18 protein-coding genes are annotated in these 18844 nt (G+C 72.9%); 5 read left to right on the forward strand and 13 right to left on the reverse strand.

Features of this window, described 5'->3' with window-relative positions; all coding sequences use genetic code 11:
• The first annotated feature begins 44 nt into the window (after positions 1-44).
• Complete coding sequence (locus O7595_RS24850) at positions 45-512, forward strand: RDD family protein (RefSeq protein ID WP_269730832.1); 468 nt, start codon at positions 45-47, stop codon at positions 510-512.
• Between the two features lie 367 nt (positions 513-879).
• Here the strand turns inward: O7595_RS24850 and O7595_RS24855 are convergent, their stop codons facing one another.
• The 4 genes from O7595_RS24855 to lipB all read right to left on the reverse strand — a co-directional run bounded on the left by O7595_RS24855 (position 880) and on the right by lipB (position 3978).
• Complete coding sequence (locus O7595_RS24855) at positions 880-1578, reverse strand: DUF4191 domain-containing protein (RefSeq protein ID WP_093660175.1); 699 nt, start codon at positions 1576-1578, stop codon at positions 880-882.
• A 19-nt stretch (positions 1579-1597) separates the two neighbouring features.
• Positions 1598-1801 carry an SCO2195 family GlnR-regulated protein gene (locus O7595_RS24860; RefSeq protein ID WP_017949918.1) on the reverse strand — a complete coding sequence of 68 codons (204 nt, stop codon included), beginning with the start codon at positions 1799-1801 and terminating at the stop codon, positions 1598-1600.
• Between the two features lie 233 nt (positions 1802-2034).
• Complete coding sequence (gene lipA / locus O7595_RS24865; protein ID WP_269730833.1) at positions 2035-3027, reverse strand: lipoyl synthase; 993 nt, start codon at positions 3025-3027, stop codon at positions 2035-2037.
• Positions 3028-3129: 102 nt separating this feature from the next.
• Positions 3130-3978, reverse strand: a complete 849-nt coding sequence (lipB, locus tag O7595_RS24870) for a lipoyl(octanoyl) transferase LipB (protein ID WP_269730834.1) — start codon at positions 3976-3978, stop codon at positions 3130-3132.
• A gap of 243 nt (positions 3979-4221) precedes the next feature.
• On the opposite strand from lipB, the gene O7595_RS24875 reads away from it, so the two are divergent.
• Positions 4222-5673, forward strand: a complete 1452-nt coding sequence (locus tag O7595_RS24875; protein ID WP_269730835.1) for a regulator — start codon at positions 4222-4224, stop codon at positions 5671-5673.
• 264 nt (positions 5674-5937) lie between these two features.
• On the opposite strand, the gene O7595_RS24880 is transcribed toward O7595_RS24875, so the two are convergent.
• Together O7595_RS24880 and O7595_RS24885 are read right to left on the reverse strand one after the other, a co-directional pair.
• Positions 5938-7272 (reverse strand): NAD(P)/FAD-dependent oxidoreductase, encoded by a 1335-nt coding sequence (locus O7595_RS24880; protein ID WP_269730836.1) that lies wholly within the window; start codon positions 7270-7272, stop codon positions 5938-5940.
• A 362-nt stretch (positions 7273-7634) separates the two neighbouring features.
• Complete coding sequence (locus O7595_RS24885; RefSeq protein WP_269730837.1) at positions 7635-8534, reverse strand: TIGR01777 family oxidoreductase; 900 nt, start codon at positions 8532-8534, stop codon at positions 7635-7637.
• Positions 8535-8568: 34 nt separating this feature from the next.
• Between O7595_RS24885 and O7595_RS24890 the strand changes: the two genes are divergently transcribed.
• Positions 8569-9096 (forward strand): GNAT family N-acetyltransferase, encoded by a 528-nt coding sequence (locus tag O7595_RS24890; RefSeq protein WP_269730838.1) that lies wholly within the window; start codon positions 8569-8571, stop codon positions 9094-9096.
• Here O7595_RS24890 and O7595_RS24895 read toward each other — a convergent pair.
• Positions 9086-9754, reverse strand: coding sequence for a TetR/AcrR family transcriptional regulator (locus tag O7595_RS24895; RefSeq protein ID WP_269730839.1), 669 nt, complete (start codon positions 9752-9754; stop codon positions 9086-9088). The genes O7595_RS24890 and O7595_RS24895 overlap by 11 nt on opposite strands.
• Before the next feature lie 147 nt (positions 9755-9901).
• Entirely contained in the window at positions 9902-10420 is a 519-nt protein-coding gene (locus tag O7595_RS24900; RefSeq protein WP_269732615.1) for a DUF4240 domain-containing protein, read from the reverse strand.
• A gap of 205 nt (positions 10421-10625) precedes the next feature.
• Here O7595_RS24900 and O7595_RS24905 point away from each other — a divergent pair, with 205 nt between their 5' ends.
• Positions 10626-11546 carry an SDR family oxidoreductase gene (locus O7595_RS24905; RefSeq protein ID WP_269730840.1) on the forward strand — a complete coding sequence of 307 codons (921 nt, stop codon included), beginning with the start codon at positions 10626-10628 and terminating at the stop codon, positions 11544-11546.
• Here O7595_RS24905 and O7595_RS24910 read toward each other — a convergent pair.
• The 3 genes from O7595_RS24910 to O7595_RS24920 form a co-directional block, all read right to left on the reverse strand.
• Entirely contained in the window at positions 11537-12523 is a 987-nt protein-coding gene (locus O7595_RS24910) for a helix-turn-helix transcriptional regulator (RefSeq protein WP_269730841.1), read from the reverse strand. The genes O7595_RS24905 and O7595_RS24910 overlap by 10 nt on opposite strands.
• A gap of 154 nt (positions 12524-12677) precedes the next feature.
• Positions 12678-15362: a pyruvate dehydrogenase (acetyl-transferring), homodimeric type gene (gene aceE / locus O7595_RS24915; protein ID WP_269730842.1), complete on the reverse strand. Its 2685-nt coding sequence runs from the start codon at positions 15360-15362 to the stop codon at positions 12678-12680.
• 413 nt (positions 15363-15775) lie between these two features.
• Positions 15776-16738: a helix-turn-helix transcriptional regulator gene (locus O7595_RS24920; protein WP_332328291.1), complete on the reverse strand. Its 963-nt coding sequence runs from the start codon at positions 16736-16738 to the stop codon at positions 15776-15778.
• A 63-nt stretch (positions 16739-16801) separates the two neighbouring features.
• Here O7595_RS24920 and O7595_RS24925 point away from each other — a divergent pair, with 63 nt between their 5' ends.
• Complete coding sequence (locus O7595_RS24925; protein ID WP_269730843.1) at positions 16802-17944, forward strand: epoxide hydrolase family protein; 1143 nt, start codon at positions 16802-16804, stop codon at positions 17942-17944.
• Positions 17945-17951: 7 nt separating this feature from the next.
• Here the strand turns inward: O7595_RS24925 and O7595_RS24930 are convergent, their stop codons facing one another.
• Both O7595_RS24930 and O7595_RS24935 read right to left on the reverse strand, forming a co-directional pair.
• The gene (locus O7595_RS24930; protein ID WP_269730844.1) at positions 17952-18095 is read right to left on the reverse strand and encodes a hypothetical protein; all 144 of its coding nucleotides are present in this window, start codon (positions 18093-18095) and stop codon (positions 17952-17954) included.
• A gap of 37 nt (positions 18096-18132) precedes the next feature.
• The gene (locus tag O7595_RS24935; RefSeq protein WP_017949905.1) at positions 18133-18756 is read right to left on the reverse strand and encodes a GntR family transcriptional regulator; all 624 of its coding nucleotides are present in this window, start codon (positions 18754-18756) and stop codon (positions 18133-18135) included.
• Between the last annotated feature and the right edge of the window lie 88 nt (positions 18757-18844).

Below are 18844 nucleotides of genomic sequence, written 5' to 3' on the forward strand. Positions count from 1 at the left end.
ACCCGGGAGGCGGTGATCGAAAGCGTGCACAGTACCGTGGACGGGTGGACAACAGGCAAGCAATCGGATCGTGGCTCTCCGGGCCCCGCGCGGCGGCCGAGGACATGGGTGCCGACTTCGGCCACCGGGGCGAGCGGCTCGGGCTGCCGGCGGAGGGGCCGGGTTCGATCGCCCCGCTCGGGCGGCGCTTCGGCGCGCTCTTCATCGACTGGGGCCTGTGCGTGCTCATCGCATACGGCCTCATCACCGGCCGCGACTGGTCCGCGACGGGCAACCCGGCGCTGGTGGTCTTCCTCGCGCTCACCGTGCTGACGGTGGGTACCGTCGGCAGCACTCCCGGCAAGCGCCTGCTCGGGCTGCGGGTCGTCAGCGAGAACGGCGGTCGGCTCGGCGTCGGCAGGGTCCTGGTCCGCAGCGTGCTGCTCTGCCTGGCCGTGCCGGCGCTCATCTGGGACCGCGACGGCCGCGGCCTCCACGACCGGCTCGCCCGCGCGGTCCAGGTGCGCATCTGACGCCTCTCCCGCGCCGCCGCGCAGCCCGGGCCGCGGGAGCCTCGCGTGCCGAGAAGTGGGTACGGCGTACGCCCCGCCGCGAGCAGTGAGCCCGCAGCCCGTGGACCCGCAGGCAGCGCTGCTCGCCCGTGCGGCGCCGCGCTGTCCGCGGACCCCGCCGTCGGGCGCGCCGCCCCGTGCCGGTGCCCGTCCGCGCACCTCGCGCACCCCGCGCGACCCGTCCGTGCGGGCGCACACGGCGCGAGCCGCCCACCCGTGCCCGTCCCCACCGCGCACGAAGAGGGCGCCCCGGTCCGACCGGGGCGCCCTCTTCGTCAGTGTCGGGCGGTCGTGCCCGTCCGCCGGCGAGGCCGGGGACGGGACGGCGTCAGCGCATCTTTCCGCCTCGCGGCATCCGCATGCCCTTCGGCATCGGGCCCTTCGGCAGGGGCATGTTGCTCATCAGGTCGCCCATCGCGCGCAGACGGTCGTTCGTCTGGGTCACCTGCGGTCCGGTCAGCACACGGGGGAGCTTGGTCATCGTGGTGCGCAGCTTCTTCAGCGGCACCTGGCCCTCTTCGTTGCCGACGACGATGTCGTGCACCGGAGCGTCCACGGCGACCCGGGCCATCCGCTTCTTCTCGGCCGCCAGCAGGGTCTTGACCCGGTTCGGGTTGCCCTCGGCCACCAGCACGATGCCGGCGCGGCCGACGGCCCGGTGGACGACGTCCTGGTTGCGGTTCATCGCGACCGCAGGGGTCGTGGTCCAGCCCCGGCCCACGTTCTGCAGTACGGCGGCCGCCGCTCCCGGCTGTCCTTCCATCTGCCCGAAGGCGGCACGCTCGGCGCGGCGTCCGAAGACGATCGCCATCGCGAGGAAGGCCAGCAGGAAGCCCAGGATGCCCAGATAGATCGGGTGGTCGATCAGGAAACCGATCGCGAGGAAGACACCGAAGGTGACGATTCCCACACCCGCGACGACAAGACCGACCTTGGAGTCGACCCGCCGGGTCATCTTGTAGGTAAGGGCGATCTGCTTCAGTCGCCCGGGGTTCGCAGAGTTCTCTGCCTGATCCTTCCTCGCCATGTCCTGAAGTTTACGTGCCTCAGGAGGAGCGAGTCGCCACGGCCTCCAGGACGTGCTGCGCCTCGACCCGGTCCCTGGCGCGGCGGCGGTCCTCGAGGACCGCGGTCCAGGCGTTGCGGCGGGCGGTGCGCTGGCCGCCGCCCAGCAGTACGGACTCGACGGCGAGCAGGGTCTGGGTGAGCGTCGGGAAGGCGTTGGCGCGTACGGAGGTCGCGGCCTGCATGGCGGAGGTCTCCCTCGGGGGCGGGTGGTGAGCGGTGGGAGCGTGCGTGCTGTGCGTGAGGACAGCGTCACTGAACGGTGTTACCAGGGCGTGACTCGCCGGTCAAACGCTGATGAAACCTTTCCGCGCACTGCCGGAACCACTGCGCGGCCCGTACGGGCCCCCGACCTGCGGGGAGCGTACGGACCGCGTGGAACCGGCCATTACCGATCGGTAATTTCTTGTGCGTGAATTCACACGGCCGGGGTGATGGGCACGCTCTCCCCGCTCCGCTGCGCGGCTGCCGACCGCCGCTGGTCCACGGCCTGCTGGTAGAGGCGTCCGGCCCGGTACGAGGACCGCACCAGCGGGCCGGACATCACACCGGAGAAGCCGATCTCGTCGGCCTCCTCCTTCAGCTCCACGAACTCCTGCGGCTTCACCCAGCGCTCGACGGGGTGGTGCCGCACGGACGGCCGCAGGTACTGGGTGATGGTGATCAGCTCGCATCCCGCGTCGTGGAGGTGCTGCAGGGCCTCGCTGACCTCCTCGCGGGTCTCGCCCATGCCGAGGATCAGGTTCGACTTGGTGACCAGGCCGGCCGCGCGGGCCTCGGTGATCACCTTCAGGGAGCGCTCGTACCGGAAGCCGGGGCGGATGCGCTTGAAGATGCGCGGCACCGTCTCGACGTTGTGCGCCAGCACCTCCGGGCGGGAGGAGAAGACCTCGGCCAGCTGGTCCGGCTCCGCGTTGAAGTCGGGGATGAGCAGTTCGACCTTGGTGCGGCCGGCCTCGCGGTCCGCCGTCTGCGCGTGGATCTGGCGCACGGTCTCCGCGTACAGCCAGGCGCCGCCGTCCTCCAGGTCGTCGCGGGCGACGCCGGTGATCGTGGCGTAGTTCAGGTCCATCGTGACGACGGACTCGCCGACGCGGCGCGGCTCGTCGCGGTCGAGCGCCTGCGGCTTGCCCGTGTCGATCTGGCAGAAGTCGCAGCGCCGGGTGCACTGGTCACCGCCGATGAGGAAGGTGGCCTCGCGGTCCTCCCAGCACTCGAAGATGTTGGGACAGCCGGCTTCCTGGCAGACCGTGTGCAGGCCCTCGCTCTTGACGAGCTTCTGCAGCTGGTTGTACTCGGGGCCCATTTTCGCCCGGGTCTTGATCCACTCGGGCTTGCGCTCGATGGGGGTCTGGCTGTTCCGGACCTCCAGGCGCAGCATCTTGCGTCCGTCGGGTGCTACAGCGGACACGACCGGCTCCCTACACTTCGATTCCTCGGCGGACCCCAGGGTACGCCCGTTGATTGTGATGCCCTCACCCGTGGCCAACCTCTGGCCAGGGGTGGGCATTCCTCAGGCTGCCGGGGCGGGCTCCGGAGCCGGGCCCGCGGCCTCCGTCACGGCCTCCGGGCCGGTCCCGCGCTCCACTGCCCGGGGCCGCAGGTCGGCGTTCTCCAGCACCTCGCGCAGGTGCTTCTCGACGACCGGCAGGACCTCGGCGATCGTCACGTCACGACCCAGTTCGCCGGCGAGCGAGGCCACCCCCGCGTCCCGGATGCCGCAGGGCACGATCCGGTCGAACCACGTGTTGTCCGGATTCACGTTCAGCGCGAAGCCGTGCATCGTCACGCCCTTGGCGACGCGGATGCCGATGGCGGCGAGCTTGCGGTCCTCTCGGCGCTGCCCGGCGTTGGACGGGGCGTACTCCGGGCCGCTGAGGCGGGGGTCGAACTCCTCGTCGTGCAGCCGCGGGTCGAGGTCCAGCGACAGTCCTCCCAGCGGGCGCTGCTCGACCGGGTCGCCCAGGACCCAGACGCCGCTGCGGCCCTCGATCCGGGTGGTCTCCACGCCGAAGTCCGCGCAGGTCCGGATCAGCGCTTCCTCCAGGCGCCGGACGTGGGCGACCACGTCCACGGGCCGGGGCAACTGCATGATCGGATAGCCGACCAGCTGACCGGGGCCGTGCCAGGTGATCTTCCCGCCGCGGTCGACGTCGACGACCGGGGTGCCGTCCAGCGGCCGCTCGCTGTCCTCCGTACGCCGTCCGGCCGTGTAGACCGGCGGGTGCTCCAGCAGCAGACAGGTGTCCGGGATCTCGCCGGCGAACCGGGCCGCGTGCACACGGCGCTGCTCGTCCCAGGCCGCCCGGTACTCGACGGCGTCGTCGCCGAAGCCCAGATGGACAAATCGCAGCTCGCTCACCGTTGTGCCTCCCTCAAGCGTTCACGGTGCACTCATCACGCTCCGGCCACTGTACGACTCGTGTCGCACCCGTCAGCGCCGCCCTCAATCCTCACACGATCGGATGAATGCGGGACGAAGGCGGCGGTTGCGCCGGTATGGGCCGCTAAATTCGCGCCGTTCCTCCCCCCAGAGCTGAGCCCGGGGGACCCCCAGGCTGCGAGGGCCGCACCCGGGCCCGGAAGGCAGGAGACCGCACAGCTGATGACGGACCGACCCCCGCAGCGCACCCCGAACCGCCAGCTCGCCGCCCTCATCGCCGAAGCCGGCTTCTCCAACGCGGGGCTGGCCCGCCGGGTGGACCAGCTCGGCCTGGAGCACGGCCTCGACCTGCGGTACGACAAGACGTCCGTGACGCGCTGGCTGCGCGGTCAGCAGCCGCGCGGCACCACACCCGCCCTGATCGCCGAGGTCTTCACCCGGCGGCTCGGGCGGCGGCTGTCGGCCCAGGACCTGGGCCTGGACGCGTGTGCGCCGGTCTACGCGGGGCTGGAGTTCGCCGCCACCCCGGAGGAGGCCGTGGACATCGTCAGCGGGCTCTGGCGCAAGGACTCGGGCAGCCACGCCGAACTGCGCAAGATCGCGTTCACTCCGGCCGGGCTCGTCGTCCCGAGCCGCGACTGGCTGATCGGCCGCGCCGACGAGCGGGTGGCCCGCGGCGAGCCCACCCAGAGCGGAGCGCAGGCCAGGGTGCCGGGACAGGGCGGCCGCACGTCGGTGCCGCGGCAGCGCGGCACGGACCGCGGCCCGGGCCAGCGGGTCGGCCCCGGTGACATCGCGGCCCTGCGGTCCGTCGGCGAGCTCTTCCGGACCCTCGACCACGCCTACGGCGGCGGCCACGCCCGTCAGGCGCTCGTCCGCTACCTGGAGCACGAGGCCGAGCCGATGCTGCGCGGGACGTACGGGGAGGGCACCGGACGCCGGCTGTTCGGGGCGGTCGCGGACCTCACCCGGCTCGCGGGCTGGACGTCGTTCGACATCGCCGCCCACGGTCTCGCCCAGCGGTACTTCGTCCAGGCGCTGCGGCTGGCCCAGGCCGCGGGCGACCGTGCCTACGGGGCGTACGTACTGGTCACGATGGCCCGGCAGGCCGTCTACCTCGGGCACGGACGGGAGGCCGTCCAGCTCACCCGGGTCGCCCAGCAGGGCGTCGGCTCCTCCGCCCCGCCCGCCGTCCAGGCCCTGCTGCACGCGGTCGAGGCCCGCGGGTACGGCGTGCTCGGGGAGGTGCGCTCCTGCACGGCCTCGCTCGTCCGGGCCGAGCGCACACTGGACACCGCCCGGCCCGGGGACGACGTGCCGCACTGGGCGCGGTTCTTCGACGAGGCACAGCTGGCCGACGAGTTCGGGCACTGCCACCGCGATCTGCAGCAGTACCGCGCGGCCGTGCAGCACGCCGAGCGCTCGCTCCAGCTGCGCGCCCCGGGCTTCGCGCGCAGCCGCCTCTTCTGCCGCGTCGTCCTCGCCACCTCCCGGCTCGGCCTGGGGGAGCTGGACCAGGCGTGCGCTCTGGGTGCGGAGGCGGCGCAGCAGGCCTCGGAGATGCGGTCGGCCAGGGCCATCGAGTACGTGCGCGACTTCGAGCGACGGCTGGAGCCCTACCGCGACGCGGCCGCGGTCCGTACCTACCGGGACCGTGTCGCGGCGATGGGCTGATCCGCCGACGCCCGGCACCCGGGGCGGTACCCGGGCGGGACGCCCCCGGTCCCATGGGTGCGCGGCGGGCGTGGGCTCCGCACGCGGCGCGGGCCGCACCGGGGCGGCATACCGGCACCGGAGCGGGAGTGAGCCACGGCCGCGCCCGCGGCCGTGGGTCACGGCCCTGCCCGCGCTTCCGGAGGCTTGGTGCCCCGGTCCCACCGACCCGGTCCGGACCGAGGCCCCCGTGGCCGGACGGCCCCGTCCACGGAGGCCCGGCGGTCAGGCCGCGGCGGTGCCGAGCAGCGCGGGTGCGAGTTCCGGCTGGATGCCGAAGTCGCGCAGTACCGCGTGTGCCGCCCGGCGCCCCGAGTGCAGCGCGCCCTGGACGGTGCTCGTGTCCCGGTGGCCTCCGCAGACGTAGAGCCCGCAGAGCAGCCGCACCGGCCGGCGCAGGTCGTGGGGAGCGGGCATGGCGGGGACGGCCTCCGGGTCGTGGTGCACGTCCAGCAGCTCCCAGTCGGCGGTGGACGTTCCGTACAGGGTGGCGAGATGGGCCCGGACCCGTGCGTCGAGCGCGGCGGGCGGATCGCCCAGCACGGCGGAGGTGATCAGCACCCGGCCCTCGGGCGCACGGGACGGGTCGACCTCGCTCATCACCGCCGTGTGCGCGACCGGACCGGAGCCGTCCGCGTCCAGTACCAGGGCCGGCTCGGCCAACGGTGGCGCAGGGGCGGTGTGGTGCAGGACCGTCAGCGGGTGGAAGTCCGGCACCCGCAGCCCCGGGAGCAGCTCCGCCGCGGCCCGGGCTCCCGTCGCGACGAGCAGGGAGCGGCAGGTGAAGGTGCCGTGTTCCTCGGTGGTGACGGAGGAGATGGACGCCTCGGTGACCCGGGCACCGGTGAGCACGGTGCCCGGCGGCAGCGCGTCCGCGAGCAGCGCCGGAAGCCGGTCGGCACCGCCCGTCGGCACACAGAGCCGGCCGCGCGCGAAGCCGCGCAGCACGAGGTCGGCGCAGCGGCTGGAGGTGACCAGCTCGGCATCGCTCAACAGGGCGGCGAGCAACGGCCGGAGGAAGCCGTGAACGGTACGCGAGGGCAGGCCGCGGTTGAACAGGGCTTCGTGCGTGGGAAGTTCACGCCGGGCCAGTAGTCGCCGGGGCGGCGTCGCGGCGAGCCGTCCGAGCGCCGCCGTGAGCCGGGCCTGGTCGAAGGCGCCGCCGAGGGGTGTCCGGGGGGCGCTTGCCAGGGCGCGCGCCGCAGTCAATGCGCCCCTCGCGCGCCGCGCGCCACCCGTCCCGCGCATGCCGAGGACTTCGCCGGCGCGGTGGTGCCGGCCCTCGCTGTGCACGAGCACGCCGGGCGAGAAGCGGCTCAGCGGCAGGTCGGCCAGGACGGGGGTGCGGCGGAGCTCCGGATACGAGGTGTTGAGCAGCCGGACCGTCCGGTCGAGCCGAAACCCGTCCAGCTCTCCGGTGGCCGTCCGGCCCCCCACCCTCGGTCCGGCCTCCAGTACGACGACCGTGACTCCCGCACCGGTCAGCCGATGAGCCGCCGCGAGCCCGGCGATCCCGGCTCCGACGATGACGACGTCCGCGTGGCGTGCGCTGCTGAGCACGTGCCCCTCCCCGAGGTCGGCGCGGCTGTGGTGGGGTGCTCATGCCCCCAACCGGCTGGCGGAATGCCGAAGTTCGGAACGAGGGTAGAAACCCGGCCGCGGGAATCCACGCGCGCGCGGTGGGCGCCCGGGAGCACGGGGTCGCACGGCCGTGCGATCGGCTTCGCCCCGGCGCGCACGCCGGGGCGTGCGGAGCGCACCACCGTCTTCACGCGGAAGCGCCGGGCGTGAGAGACGGCGCCCGGGCAGTGCCCGCGCCGGGAACCGCACCGGCCCACGACGAGGACCGCTCGGTCGCTCGCCCCCGGTGGAGCCCCCTCGGGCCGTCGGCCCCGGCGCCGCCGGGCCTGCCCGTGTCCGTGTCAGGCGAGGGCCGCGCGGATCGCCTCGTCGACGGACGGATGGGAGAAGGTGAAGCCGGACTCGAGGAGCTTCCTCGGCACGACCCGCTGGCTGCCGAGGACGTCCTCCGCGAACTCGCCGAGATACACCCGCAGGGCTACCGGCGGCACCGTGAGCAGGGTCGGACGGTGGAGCACACGGCCCATCGCCGCCGTCACCTCTCGATTGGTCAGTGGTTCCGGAGCTGTCAGATTGACCGGGCCCGACAGGGTGTCCGTGTCCACGATGTGGCGCAGCGCGGCGATCTCGTCCTGCAAGGAGATGAAGCTCCAGAACTGGCGGCCGCTGCCCAGCCGCCCGCCCAGGCCCGCCCGGAACAGCGGGAAGAGCCTTCCCCACGCACCGCCCTCACGCGCCACCACCAGTCCCGTGCGGGCGAACGCCACCCGGACACCCGCCTCCTCGGCCGGTGCCGCCGCGGCCTCCCACTCCTCGCAGACACCGGGCAGGAAGCCCGCACCGGGGGGCGCGCTCTCGTCGACCGCGCGGTCGCCCGTGTCGCCGTAGTACCCGATCGCCGAGCCGCACACCAGCACCCGCGGCGGCTCCTCCAGTGACGCAAGAGCCTCCGCGAGCGCGGCCGTGCCGAGCACCCGGCTGTCCCGGATCTCCTTCTTGTACGCCTCGCTCCAGCGGCGGTCGCCCACCCCGGCACCCGCGAGATGGACGACCGCCTCGCAGCCGATGAGCCCCGCCGCGTCCACGTACTGCCGTGCCGGGTCCCACCGGACCTCGTCCGCCGCCCGCGGCGCCCGTCTGACGAGTCGCACCACCTCGTGCCCAGCCGTGCCCCCGGCCCGCAGGGAACGCACCAGTGCCGAACCGATCAGACCGCCCGCGCCCGTCACAGCAATACGCATGCGTCACATCCTGCCCCATGACACAGTGACCGCCATGTCCGAACCCGGCACCCCCTTCGTCATACGCCCGGCACAGGGATCCGACGACACCGCCCTCGCCGAACTCGACCGCGCCACCTGGTCGACGCTGCACGCCGTCCAGCCGCGCCCGGTGCCCCCGTACCGGCCGTTCTTCGACGAGACCCACCCGCCGGAGCAGCACCTGGTCGCCGAACCCGTGACCGAAGGCGCGGTCGGGGACGGAAGGATCGCCGGCTACATCCGTGTCTGCGCCCCCACGCCGCTCTCCTGCAACCAGCACGTACGCCAGATCCAGGGCCTCGCGGTGGCCGACTGGGCGCGTGGACGGGGCGTGGCGCGGGCACTGCTCCGCGCCGCCGGTGACGCGGCACGCCGGGAGGGCGCGGTCCGCCTCACCCTGCGGGTGCTCGGGCACAACACCCCGGCCCGCCGGCTCTACGAGTCGGAGGGCTACACCGTCGAGGGAGTCCTGCCCGGTGAGTTCTTCCTCGCCGGTCGGTACGTCGACGACGTGCTCATGGGGCGCCCGCTCACCGGGTAGCCCATGTCGCGGGGGCCAACGGGCGCAGCCCGCCGGACAGTTCGCGCAGACACCGCACCGCCGGTCCCGCCGGCGACCCGGTACCGCCCGCCGCCCCGGGCGGCGCGTCCGACGCTGCCCAGACCTCCAGTCCGATCCGCAGCGCGTCCACGGCGACCGCCGCCGCGAGCCGCAGCTCCAAGGGGTCGGCGTCCGGCCCGGCCAGCCCGGCGAGCACCGGTACCAGGCGCTCCTCCGACTCCTGGTTCACCCGGTACCAGACCGCCCGCAGCGCCGGATCCCGTACCGCCGCGCGCAGCAGCGACCGCGTACGGCGCAGCCCTTCGGCCGATCCGCCCTCCGGTGCCGCGAGCGCCTCGGTGAGCGTCCGCTCCAGGACCTCCGGCAGCGGGGCGCCCGGGCCGGCGGCCGCGAGCAGCGCCAGCCAGCGCTCGGCGCCCATGGCGAGCAACGGCCCGGCGGCGTCCTGTTTGTGGCGGAAGTACCGGTAGAACGTGCGCAGGGCCACCCCGGCCCGGTCCGCGATCTCCTCGGCCGACGTGGCGTCCGGGCCGCGTTCGGTGAACAGTTCCGCGGCGGCGCGGGCGATCTCCAGCCGGGTCGCGGCCTTGCGGCGCTCGGTCAGCGGCCGGCGGGGTGACGGCGGCGTGGTGCTCACCGGACGAAGCGTACGCCCGCCGGCGGCAGACGGGACCGACCGTGCGTCAGGGTCCGGAGCGTCACCCGCCCGTGCGCCGTACGCACTCCGTCCGGGCACGCGCGCGGAGCGTTTCGCGCTCCGGCGCGCGCCCGGGCGGGGGGCGTTCTAGGCCCCGAAGCGCTGCCACAGCGCCGGGAACCGTTCCGCGAGCACCCGGTCGTTCTCGAGGTCGAACGGGGTGCCCTCCGGCTCCGCGGACTGCGCGGCGATCCCCAGATCGGGTGCGGCCGTTCCGGTGAGCTGCTCGTAGGCCTCGTCGGCCGCGTAGCCCAGCTCCTCACCGTCGCCGTCGATCTCCTCGTCGAAGTCGTCCAGGAGTTCGGCGAGGGAGTCCGGCTCGTGCACCGCGCCCTCGAAGACCTCCCGGCCCTGGCCGATCAGCCAGCAGCGGAAGTAGTCGAACGCGTCGTCGCTCGCCCCGTCCAGCAGCACGGTGGCGGCCCCCCACAGATCCCAGCGGTAGGCGCGGTTGTAGCGGGACTCGAAGTGCCGCGCGAAGTCCAGGACGGAGTCGGGGTCGAGCTGCAGCAGCCGCTCGACGAGCAGGTCGGCGTGGTCCTCGGGATCGCCCTCGGCGGCCTCGCGCGTGCTGTCGATGATCTCCCAGAACTCCGTCTCGTCCATCACGGGACAAGCATCGGGGCTCGCGGGGGGCCGCGCACGTGGAGCGGCCGAAATACCGCCCCTCGGAAATCGGCCGCGACGTCGGGCGGGGCCACGGTCCGGAGGGCGGCCGGGCCGCTGCCGCCACACGGACCGGAGGGCGGCCGGGGAGAGCGTCCGGGAAATGCGGACGGAGGATGTCGGGATTCCGTGCGAGCGTCGCAGCATGACGACCGAGACAGCACTGCAGGGGAAGATCGCGCTCGTCGCGGGCGCGACACGGGGCGCGGGCCGGGCCATCGCCGTCCAACTGGGCGCGGCGGGCGCCACCGTCTATGTGACCGGACGCACCACGAGGGAGCGCGTCAGCGAGGTCGGCCGGGCGACCGAGACCATCGAGGAGACGGCCGAACTGGTCACGGCGGCGGGCGGCCTGGGCATCGCGGTCCCCACCGACCACCTCGACGCGGCCGCGGTCCGAGCGCTCGTCGCCCGCGTCGACGAGGAGCACGGCCGGCTGGACGTCCTCGTCAACGACGTCTGGGGCGGCGAGCACCTCGTCGTCTGGGACACCAAGATGTGGGACACCGACCTCGACCGCGGACTGCGCATGCTGGAACTGGGCGTCCGCAGCCACATCATCACCAGCAGCTGTGCCCTGCCCCTGCTCACGCGCCGGCCCGGCGGGCTCGTCGTCGAGGTCACCGACGGCACGGCGGAGACCAACCGCCGCTTCCGCGAGAACTTCTACTACGACCTCGCCAAGAACGCCCCGATCCGAATGGCGTTCACCCTCGGCGAGGACCTGAAGGACACCGGCTGCACCGCGGTGTGCGTGACGCCGGGCTATCTGCGCTCCGAGCAGATGCTGGAGGCCTTCGGGGTCCGCGAGGACAACTGGCGGGACGCGGTCGCCCACCAGCCCCACTTCGCCGTCGCCGAGTCGCCGGTGTACGTCGGCCGCGCCGTCGCCGCCCTCGCCGCCGACCCGGACCGGGCCCGCTGGAACGGGCGGTCGCTCTCCAGCGGACAGCTGGCCCGGGAGTACGGCTTCACGGACACCGACGGGAGCCGGCCGGACGCCTGGGCGTACTTCGAGGACGTCGTGTTCGGGGGCAAGGAGGGATCGGCGGAGGACTACCGCTGAGCCGTGGTCCCGGCGGGCGTGCCCCCGTAGAGGGCGTGCATACCGGCCGCGGCTGTCGCGAACCTCTGGCGGAGGCCTTCCGGGCCCATCACCTCCGACTCCGGCCCGAGCGACAGGAGCTGGGTGAACGCCACCACCTCGGACTCCACCGGCAGCGTGATCGTGCGCCACCCCCGGTCGTCCGCCGGCCCCGCCGCCCCCAGCGCCTCCTCCGCGGCGGCCCGGTCCGTGACGTGGGGCAGCCGGCGGGCCGCCTCCGGGGACAGCCGCAGCACCACCTCGGCCCGCAGGATCGAGCGGGCGAACTGCGCGGCGCGCTCCTCCCAGAAGGCGGGCAGATCGAAGGACGCGTCCCGCTCGAAGCGCTCGTCGGTCAGGGAGACGGCCGTGAACCTGTCGATGCGGTAGACGCGGAACGACGTGCCGTCGGCGAGGGCACACAGGTACCAGACCCCGGCCTTCAGCACGAGGCCGTAGGGCTCCAGCCGGCGCTCGGCCTCCCGGTAGCGCGCCGTCAGCACCCGGTCGCCCCACACGGCCTCGGCGACCACCGGCAGCAGGTCCGGGGTCTCCGGCTCCTGGTACCAGCCGGGTGCGTCCAGATGGAACCGCTGGGCCGCGGAGCGCGAGGCGTCCCGCAGCGACGGGAGCAACGCGGCGGAGACCTTGAGGCGCGCGGCGGAGGCCGCGTCCTCCAGCCCCATCTCGCGCAGCGCTCCGGGCACCCCGGACAGGAACAGCGCCTCGGCCTCGCTCCTGGCCAGCCCGGTCAGCCGGGTCCGGTACCCGCCGACGAGCCGGTACCCCCCGGCCCTCCCGCGGTCCGCGTACACCGGGACCCCCGCCTCCGACAGCGCGAGCGCGTCCCGGGTGACGGTCCGCTCGGAGACCTCCAGCTCCCGGGCGAGCTCGGAGGCGGTCATGGAGGGGCGGGACTGGAGCAGCAGGACCATCTTGATGAGCCGGGCAGCGCGCATGGTGGCCATTGTCGCGGCTCGCACGGACGGGGGCGGCCGCCGGGGACGTCGGTGCGCCGGGACGGGCCGGGGACCGGAATGCGGACGCCCCCGCGGCCCGAGGAGGCTGCGGGGGCGTCCGGGAGAGCCTGGTGCCTGACGCGGCACCAGGGGCTCAGAAGCCGTAGCGCTCGCGGGCGTCCTTCACCGCGGACGCGGGGACCTCGCCGCGCCGGGCGAGCTGCGCCAGCGCCGCGACCACGATCGACTGCGCGTCCACACCGAAGTGGCGGCGCGCCGCCTCACGGGTGTCCGACAGACCGAAGCCGTCCGCTCCCAGCGACGACCAGTCCTGCTCCACCCACTGGGCGATCTGGTCCGGCACCTGCCGCATGTAGTCGCTCACCGCGAGCACCGGACCCTCGGCGCCCTCCAGAGCCTGGCGCACGTAAGGGATCCGGGACTCGCCGCGCAGCAGCGCCTCGTCCGCCTCCAGCGCGTCGCGCCGCAGCTCGGTCCAGGACGTCGCCGACCACACGTCCGCCGTGACGCCCCACTCGGCGGCCAGCAGACGCTGCGCCTCCAGCGCCCAGTGGATCGCCGTGCCCGACGCGAGCAGCTGGATGCGCGGGTCGTCCGCCGCGCCCTCGCCCTCCTTGAAGCGGTACAGGCCCCGGACGATGCCCTCGTCGACGCCCTCCGGCTTCGCGGGCTGCGGCATCGGCTCGTTGTAGACCGTCAGGTAGTAGAAGACGTCCGGGTCCTCGTCCGGGCGGGCCTCGCCGAACATCCGGCGCAGACCGTCCTTGACGATGGCCGCGACCTCGTAGGCGAACGCCGGGTCGTACGTGAGCGCCGCCGGGTTCGTCGCCGCGATCACCGGCGAGTGGCCGTCCGCGTGCTGCAGGCCCTCGCCCGTCAGGGTCGTCCGGCCGGCCGTGGCGCCGACGAGGAAACCCTTGCCGAGCTGGTCGGCGAGCTGCCACATCTGGTCGGCGGTCCGCTGCCAGCCGAACATCGAGTAGAAGATGTAGAAGGGGATCATCGTCTCGCCGTGCGTCGCGTACGACGACGCGGCGGCGATGAAGTCCGCCATCGAACCGGCCTCGGTGATGCCCTCGTTGAGGATCTGGCCGTTCTTCGCCTCGCGGTAGTACATGAGCTGGTCGCGGTCGACCGGCTCGTAGGTCTGGCCCTTCGGCGAGTAGATGCCGAGCGACGGGAACAGCGACTCCATGCCGAAGGTACGGGCCTCGTCCGGGACGATCGGGACCCAGCGCCTGCCGGTCTCCTTGTCGCGGATCAATTCCTTGACCAGGCGGACGAACGCCATGGTCGTCGCCACCGACTGGTTGCCGGAGCCCTTGTCGAAGGCGGCGAAGGCCTTCTCGGCGGGCGCGGGCAGCGGGGCGACCGGGTGGACGCGGCGGGCCGGGGCCGGTCCGCCGAGGGCCGCGCGGCGCTCCTGGAGGTAGCGGACCTCGGGGGAGTCCGCACCGGGGTGGCCGTAGGGCACCTGTCCGTCGGCGAAGTCGCCGTCCTTGATCGGCAGGTCGAGCAGGTCCCGCATGGCCTTGAACTCGTCCGCCGTCAGCTTCTTCATCTGGTGGTTGGAGTTCTTGGACGCGAAGCCCTCGCCGAGCGTGTAGCCCTTGACCGTCTGGGCCAGGATCACCGTCGGGGCGCCCTTGAATTCCAGCGCGGCCTTGTACGCGGCGTACACCTTGCGCGGCTCGTGGCCACCGCGCGAGAGGTGGAAGCACTCCAGGATCTTGTCGTCCGAGAGCAGCTTCGCCATCTCGACGAGCGCGGGGTCCTTGCCGAAGAAGTCCTCGCGGATGTAGGCGGCGTCGCGCGTCTGGTACGTCTGGACCTGCGCGTCCGGGACCTCGCGCAGCCGGCGGACCAGGGCGCCCGTGGTGTCGAGCTGGAAGAGCTCGTCCCAGGCGTTGCCCCAGAGCGTCTTCACGACGTTCCAGCCGGCGCCGCGGAACTGGGCCTCCAGCTCCTGCACGATCTTGAAGTTGGCGCGGACCGGGCCGTCGAGGCGCTGCAGATTGCAGTTGATCACGAAGGTCAGGTTGTCCAGGCCCTCACGGCTGGCCAGCGCGAGCGCCGCGGTCGACTCGGGCTCGTCCATCTCGCCGTCGCCGAGGAACGCCCAGACGTGCGAAGCGGAGACGTCCTTGATGCCGCGGTTGGTCAGGTAGCGGTTGAAGCGCGCCTGGTAGATCGCCGACAGCGGGCCGAGGCCCATGGACACCGTCGGGAACTCCCACAGCCAGGGCAGCCGGCGCGGGTGCGGGTACGAGGGCAGACCGTTGCCGCCCGCCTCCTGGCGGAAGTTGTCGAGGTGCGCCTCGGTGAGACGCCCGTCGAGGAAGGCGCGGGCGTAGATGCCGGGGGAGGCATGGCCCTGGATGTAGAGCTGGTCGCCGGAGCCGTCCTGCTCCTTGCCGCGGAAGAAGTGGTTGAAGCCGGTCTCGTAGAGCCAGGCGGCGGAGGCGAAGGTGGCGATGTGGCCGCCGACGCCGTGCTTGGCGCCGCGGGTCACCATCGCGGCGGCGTTCCACCGGTTCCAGGCGGTGATCCGGCGCTCCATCTCCTCGTCGCCGGCCGGGACGGGCTCGGCGGCGGTGGGGATGGTGTTGACGTGGTCCGTCTCCAGAAGCTTGGGCAGGTCGAGCCCCTCGACGCCCTCGGCGTGCTGGAGGGTGCGGCGCATCAGGTACGCGGCGCGATGGGGGCCGGCGGCCTTGGTGACGGCGTCCAGGGAGGCCGCCCATTCGGCGGTCTCCTCGGTGTCACGGTCCGGGAGCTGGTCGAGCTCGCTCGGAAGCATGGCTACGGGGTCGGTCATGACACCGCCTTCCGGAGAGGAGGGGGAGGTGGAGATGGGGCCTGTCTGGCAGGACGGGGCCGGGCGGACCGGTGAGTCCGTGGTGAACTGTAAGCCGACGATCGATGATCGATCAAAGCGTTGAGCGAAAAACTTCTCCAGGCCGAGAAAGTCGGCACAGGGTGCCTCGAAATGGGGCACGCGGTGCCGGTGCGCTGCGCCCCTCTCCGCGGCCCGTTCTCCGGCACCTGCTCCGCGCCGCGCCCCACTGCGGGCACGCGGGTGCGGGTGCCGGGCGTGGACGCGGCTGCGGGCTCCGGCGACGAGCGGCGGTCCGGCCCGCCTGGGGCCCGCGGGCGGGCGCCCGCCACGCTCCGACCGCGTCGACCACCGCGACCGGCACGCCGTGGAGCGCGCCACCCGACGGCCGAGGGTCACGTCGTGGATGCGCCACCCGCCGCGCGGCGGAACCTCGTCGCGAGGCGATCGAACGCCACCGCGAGCTCGTCCCCGTCGATCACCTCGATGTCGACGCCGAGCTGTGTCATCCACAGCGCGAGCCGGTCCGGATCGTCGGAACCCAGCTCGACACGGCACGTGGACTCGTCGACCACCTCGATGTCGACCGGGATGGGGATCTTCGCGGCGACCTTGGCGGCGGGAGCATGCACGAGTACCCGGGCGCGATACTTCCAGGCCGCCTTGCTGACGCGTCCGACCACGTACTCGACGACATCGTCCTCCGGGATCACCCGCGGCTGGAACCGCGCACCCGTCGGTGCGTGCGGAGCCATGCGGTCGACACGGAAGACCCGCCAGTCGTCACGGTCGAGATCCCACGCGAGCAGGTACCAGAGCGGCCCCCAGCTCACCAGCCGTTGCGGTTCGGTGTGGCGGGCCCCTTCGCTGCCCCCGGGCTTCGTGTATCCGAACCGGAGCCGTTCGTGGCCGCGGATCGCGGCAGCGACCGCGCCGAGAACCGAGAGATCGAGCGGCGGTTCGGCCCCTGGAACGACGCTCGTCGCCTCACGTACCGCCTTGACGCGCCGGCGCAGACGCGAGGGCAGCACCTGCTCCAGCTTCGCGAGCGCGGTGAGCGATGTCTCCTCGACGCCGAGCCTTTGGGTCGCGACCGCACCCAGTCCGACGGCGACGGCGACGGCCTCGTCGTCGTCGAGCAGCAGCGGGGGCATCGCCGTCCCGGCGGCGAGCCGGTACCCGCCCGCGACGCCGGGGCGCGCGTCGACGGGATAGCCGAGCGACCGCAGCTTGCCGATGTCGGCGCGCACGGTCCTCGTGCTCACATCGAGCCGGCCGGCGAGCTCGGAGCTCGTCCAGTCGCGCTTGAGCTGGAGCAATGACAGCAGTTCGAGCAGGCGGGCCGAGGTCTTCAACACGTTCTCCATCATTTCAGCAATCGCGGAAGCCAACCTGCCGCATTGCCTGGGAACGTCGGGGTCATGAACGAGAACAACGCACTCACACCGTTCCGCATCGACATCCCGCAGTCCGACATCGACGATCTGCGCGACCGGCTGGCACACACGCGCTGGCCGATCCCCGTGCCGGGCCGAGACGATCGCACCGACTTCAGCCGCGGCATCCCGCTGGGGTACCTGAAGGAGCTCGCCGAGTACTGGCGCGTCGGGTTCGACTGGCGTGCGCAGGAGGTGAAGCTCAACGAGTACGAGCAGTTCACGACGGTCGTCAACGGCCAGACGTTCCACGTCGTCCACGTGCGATCGACGAACCCGGAGGCCACCCCGCTGATCCTGAACCACGGCTGGCCGGGCTCGTTCGTCGAGTACCAGCGACTCATCCCGCTGCTGACCGACGAATTCCACGTGGTCGTCCCGTCACTGCCCGGCTTCGGGTTCTCCACCCCGTTGTCAGGGACCGGCTGGGAGCTGGCGCGGACGACGGAGGCCTACGCCGAGATCATGACGCGTCTCGGCTACGAGAGGTTCGCGGCCCACGGCACCGACATCGGTACGGGCACCACCAGCCGCCTCGCGGCGCTCCACCCGGAGCGCGTCATCGGCACGCACCTCGGCAGCGACCGCGCGTTGCTCTCGCTGGTCGGCGACAAGTTCCCTTACCCCGACGGTCTGTCCGATGACGAGATCGCCCAGATCGAGGCAGTGCGCACCGAGTACGCGGCCGAGCGCGGGTATCTCGAGATGCAGAACCACCGTCCCGACACGATCGGCGCGGCACTCACCGACTCGCCGGTCGGTCAGCTCGCGTGGATCGCCGAGAAGTTCAAGACCAGGACCAGCGGCGCCTACCGGACGCCGGACGAGTCGGTCGACCGCGACCAGCTCCTCACGAACATCAGCCTGTACTGGTTCACCCGCAGCGGCGCGTCGAGCGCGCAGTTCTACTACGAGGGCGAGCACTCCGGACTCGAGTGGGTCATGGCCTCCGGCGTGCCGTCCGGATGGGCCGTGTTCGACACCCACCCGGTCATGCGCCGCGCGATGGACCCGGGGAAGGCGATCGGCCACTGGAGCGAGTTCACCGAGGGCGGTCACTTCCCCGCGATGGAGGAGACGGAGCTGCTCGCGGACGACATCCGCACCTTCTTCCGCGGCATTTCCTGACTTCGCGTCAGGGCGCGCGGGCCACGAAGGCCCGAAGGCCCGGTCGGTCCGGCACGTCCAGGACCTCGTCGACGTCGAACCCGGCGGCGTTCAGCGACGCCTCGATCTCGTCCCGCTCGTAGGACCGCGGGGTCGAGATCGGGGTGACCACCTCGCCGTCGGGCAGGATGCCCCTGGGAGCGGCGGCGCTACGCGCGGGGGGCGCAGCCCAGGACGTGGGCCTTGACCAGCGCACCGATCCGCGGGTCACGCCGGCGGAAGGCCTCCACCAGTTCCTCGTGCTCCTCCGCGTACGACTTCTGCTTCGTCCCCAGCCACCGGATGGACAGCGCGGTGAAGACCTCGATCCCCAGGCCCTCCCAGGTGTGCAGCAGCACCCCGTTGCCGGCCGCCTTCACCAGTTCCCGGTGGAACGCCACCGTGTGCCGCACCTGCGCCGTCCCGTCCGCGGCACGGTCCGCCTCGTACAGCGCCGCGACGTGCGGTTCCAGCGCCGAGCAGTCGGCGGCCAGCCGCTCCGCGGCCAGCTCGGCGGCGATCTGCTCCAGGCCGGCCCGGACCGGGTAGCTCTCCTCCAGGTCGGCCGCGGTGAGGTTGCGCACCCGTACGCCCTTGTTGGGGGCGGACTCGATCAGCCGCAGGGACTCCAGCTCGCGGAGGGCCTCCCGCACGGGCGTCTGGCTCACGGCGAGCTCCGTGGCGATCCGGCGCTCCACGATCCGCTCGCCCGGCTTCCAGCGGCCGCTGACGATGCCCTCCACGATGTGCTCGCGGATCTGATCGCGCAGCGAGTGGACGACGGGCATGGTCATGAACCGCTCCTTCAAGAAGAGAAGACTCCTAGACAATACGGCGGCGGCCCCGCCCGGAAGTACTCCCGGGCGGGGCCGCCGCTGGTGA

Source organism: Streptomyces sp. WMMC940 (genome assembly GCF_027460265.1).
Taxonomy (GTDB): Bacteria; Actinomycetota; Actinomycetes; order Streptomycetales; family Streptomycetaceae; genus Streptomyces.

Excerpts from the sequence above, each read along its gene's own strand:
- O7595_RS24855 (WP_093660175.1), bottom strand. The coding sequence starts at position 1,578 with ATGGCGAGGAAGGATCAGGCAGAGAACTCTGCGAACCCCGGGCGACTG.
- O7595_RS24860 (WP_017949918.1), bottom strand. The coding sequence starts at position 1,801 with ATGCAGGCCGCGACCTCCGTACGCGCCAACGCCTTCCCGACGCTCACC.
- O7595_RS24875 (WP_269730835.1), top strand. The coding sequence starts at position 4,222 with ATGACGGACCGACCCCCGCAGCGCACCCCGAACCGCCAGCTCGCCGCC.
- O7595_RS24885 (WP_269730837.1), bottom strand. The coding sequence starts at position 8,534 with ATGCGTATTGCTGTGACGGGCGCGGGCGGTCTGATCGGTTCGGCACTG.
- O7595_RS24890 (WP_269730838.1), top strand. The coding sequence starts at position 8,569 with ATGTCCGAACCCGGCACCCCCTTCGTCATACGCCCGGCACAGGGATCC.
- O7595_RS24900 (WP_269732615.1), bottom strand. The coding sequence starts at position 10,420 with ATGGACGAGACGGAGTTCTGGGAGATCATCGACAGCACGCGCGAGGCC.
- O7595_RS24905 (WP_269730840.1), top strand. The coding sequence starts at position 10,626 with ATGACGACCGAGACAGCACTGCAGGGGAAGATCGCGCTCGTCGCGGGC.
- O7595_RS24910 (WP_269730841.1), bottom strand. The coding sequence starts at position 12,523 with ATGCGCGCTGCCCGGCTCATCAAGATGGTCCTGCTGCTCCAGTCCCGC.
- aceE (WP_269730842.1), bottom strand. The coding sequence starts at position 15,362 with ATGACCGACCCCGTAGCCATGCTTCCGAGCGAGCTCGACCAGCTCCCG.
- O7595_RS24925 (WP_269730843.1), top strand. The coding sequence starts at position 16,802 with ATGAACGAGAACAACGCACTCACACCGTTCCGCATCGACATCCCGCAG.
- O7595_RS24935 (WP_017949905.1), bottom strand. The coding sequence starts at position 18,756 with ATGACCATGCCCGTCGTCCACTCGCTGCGCGATCAGATCCGCGAGCAC.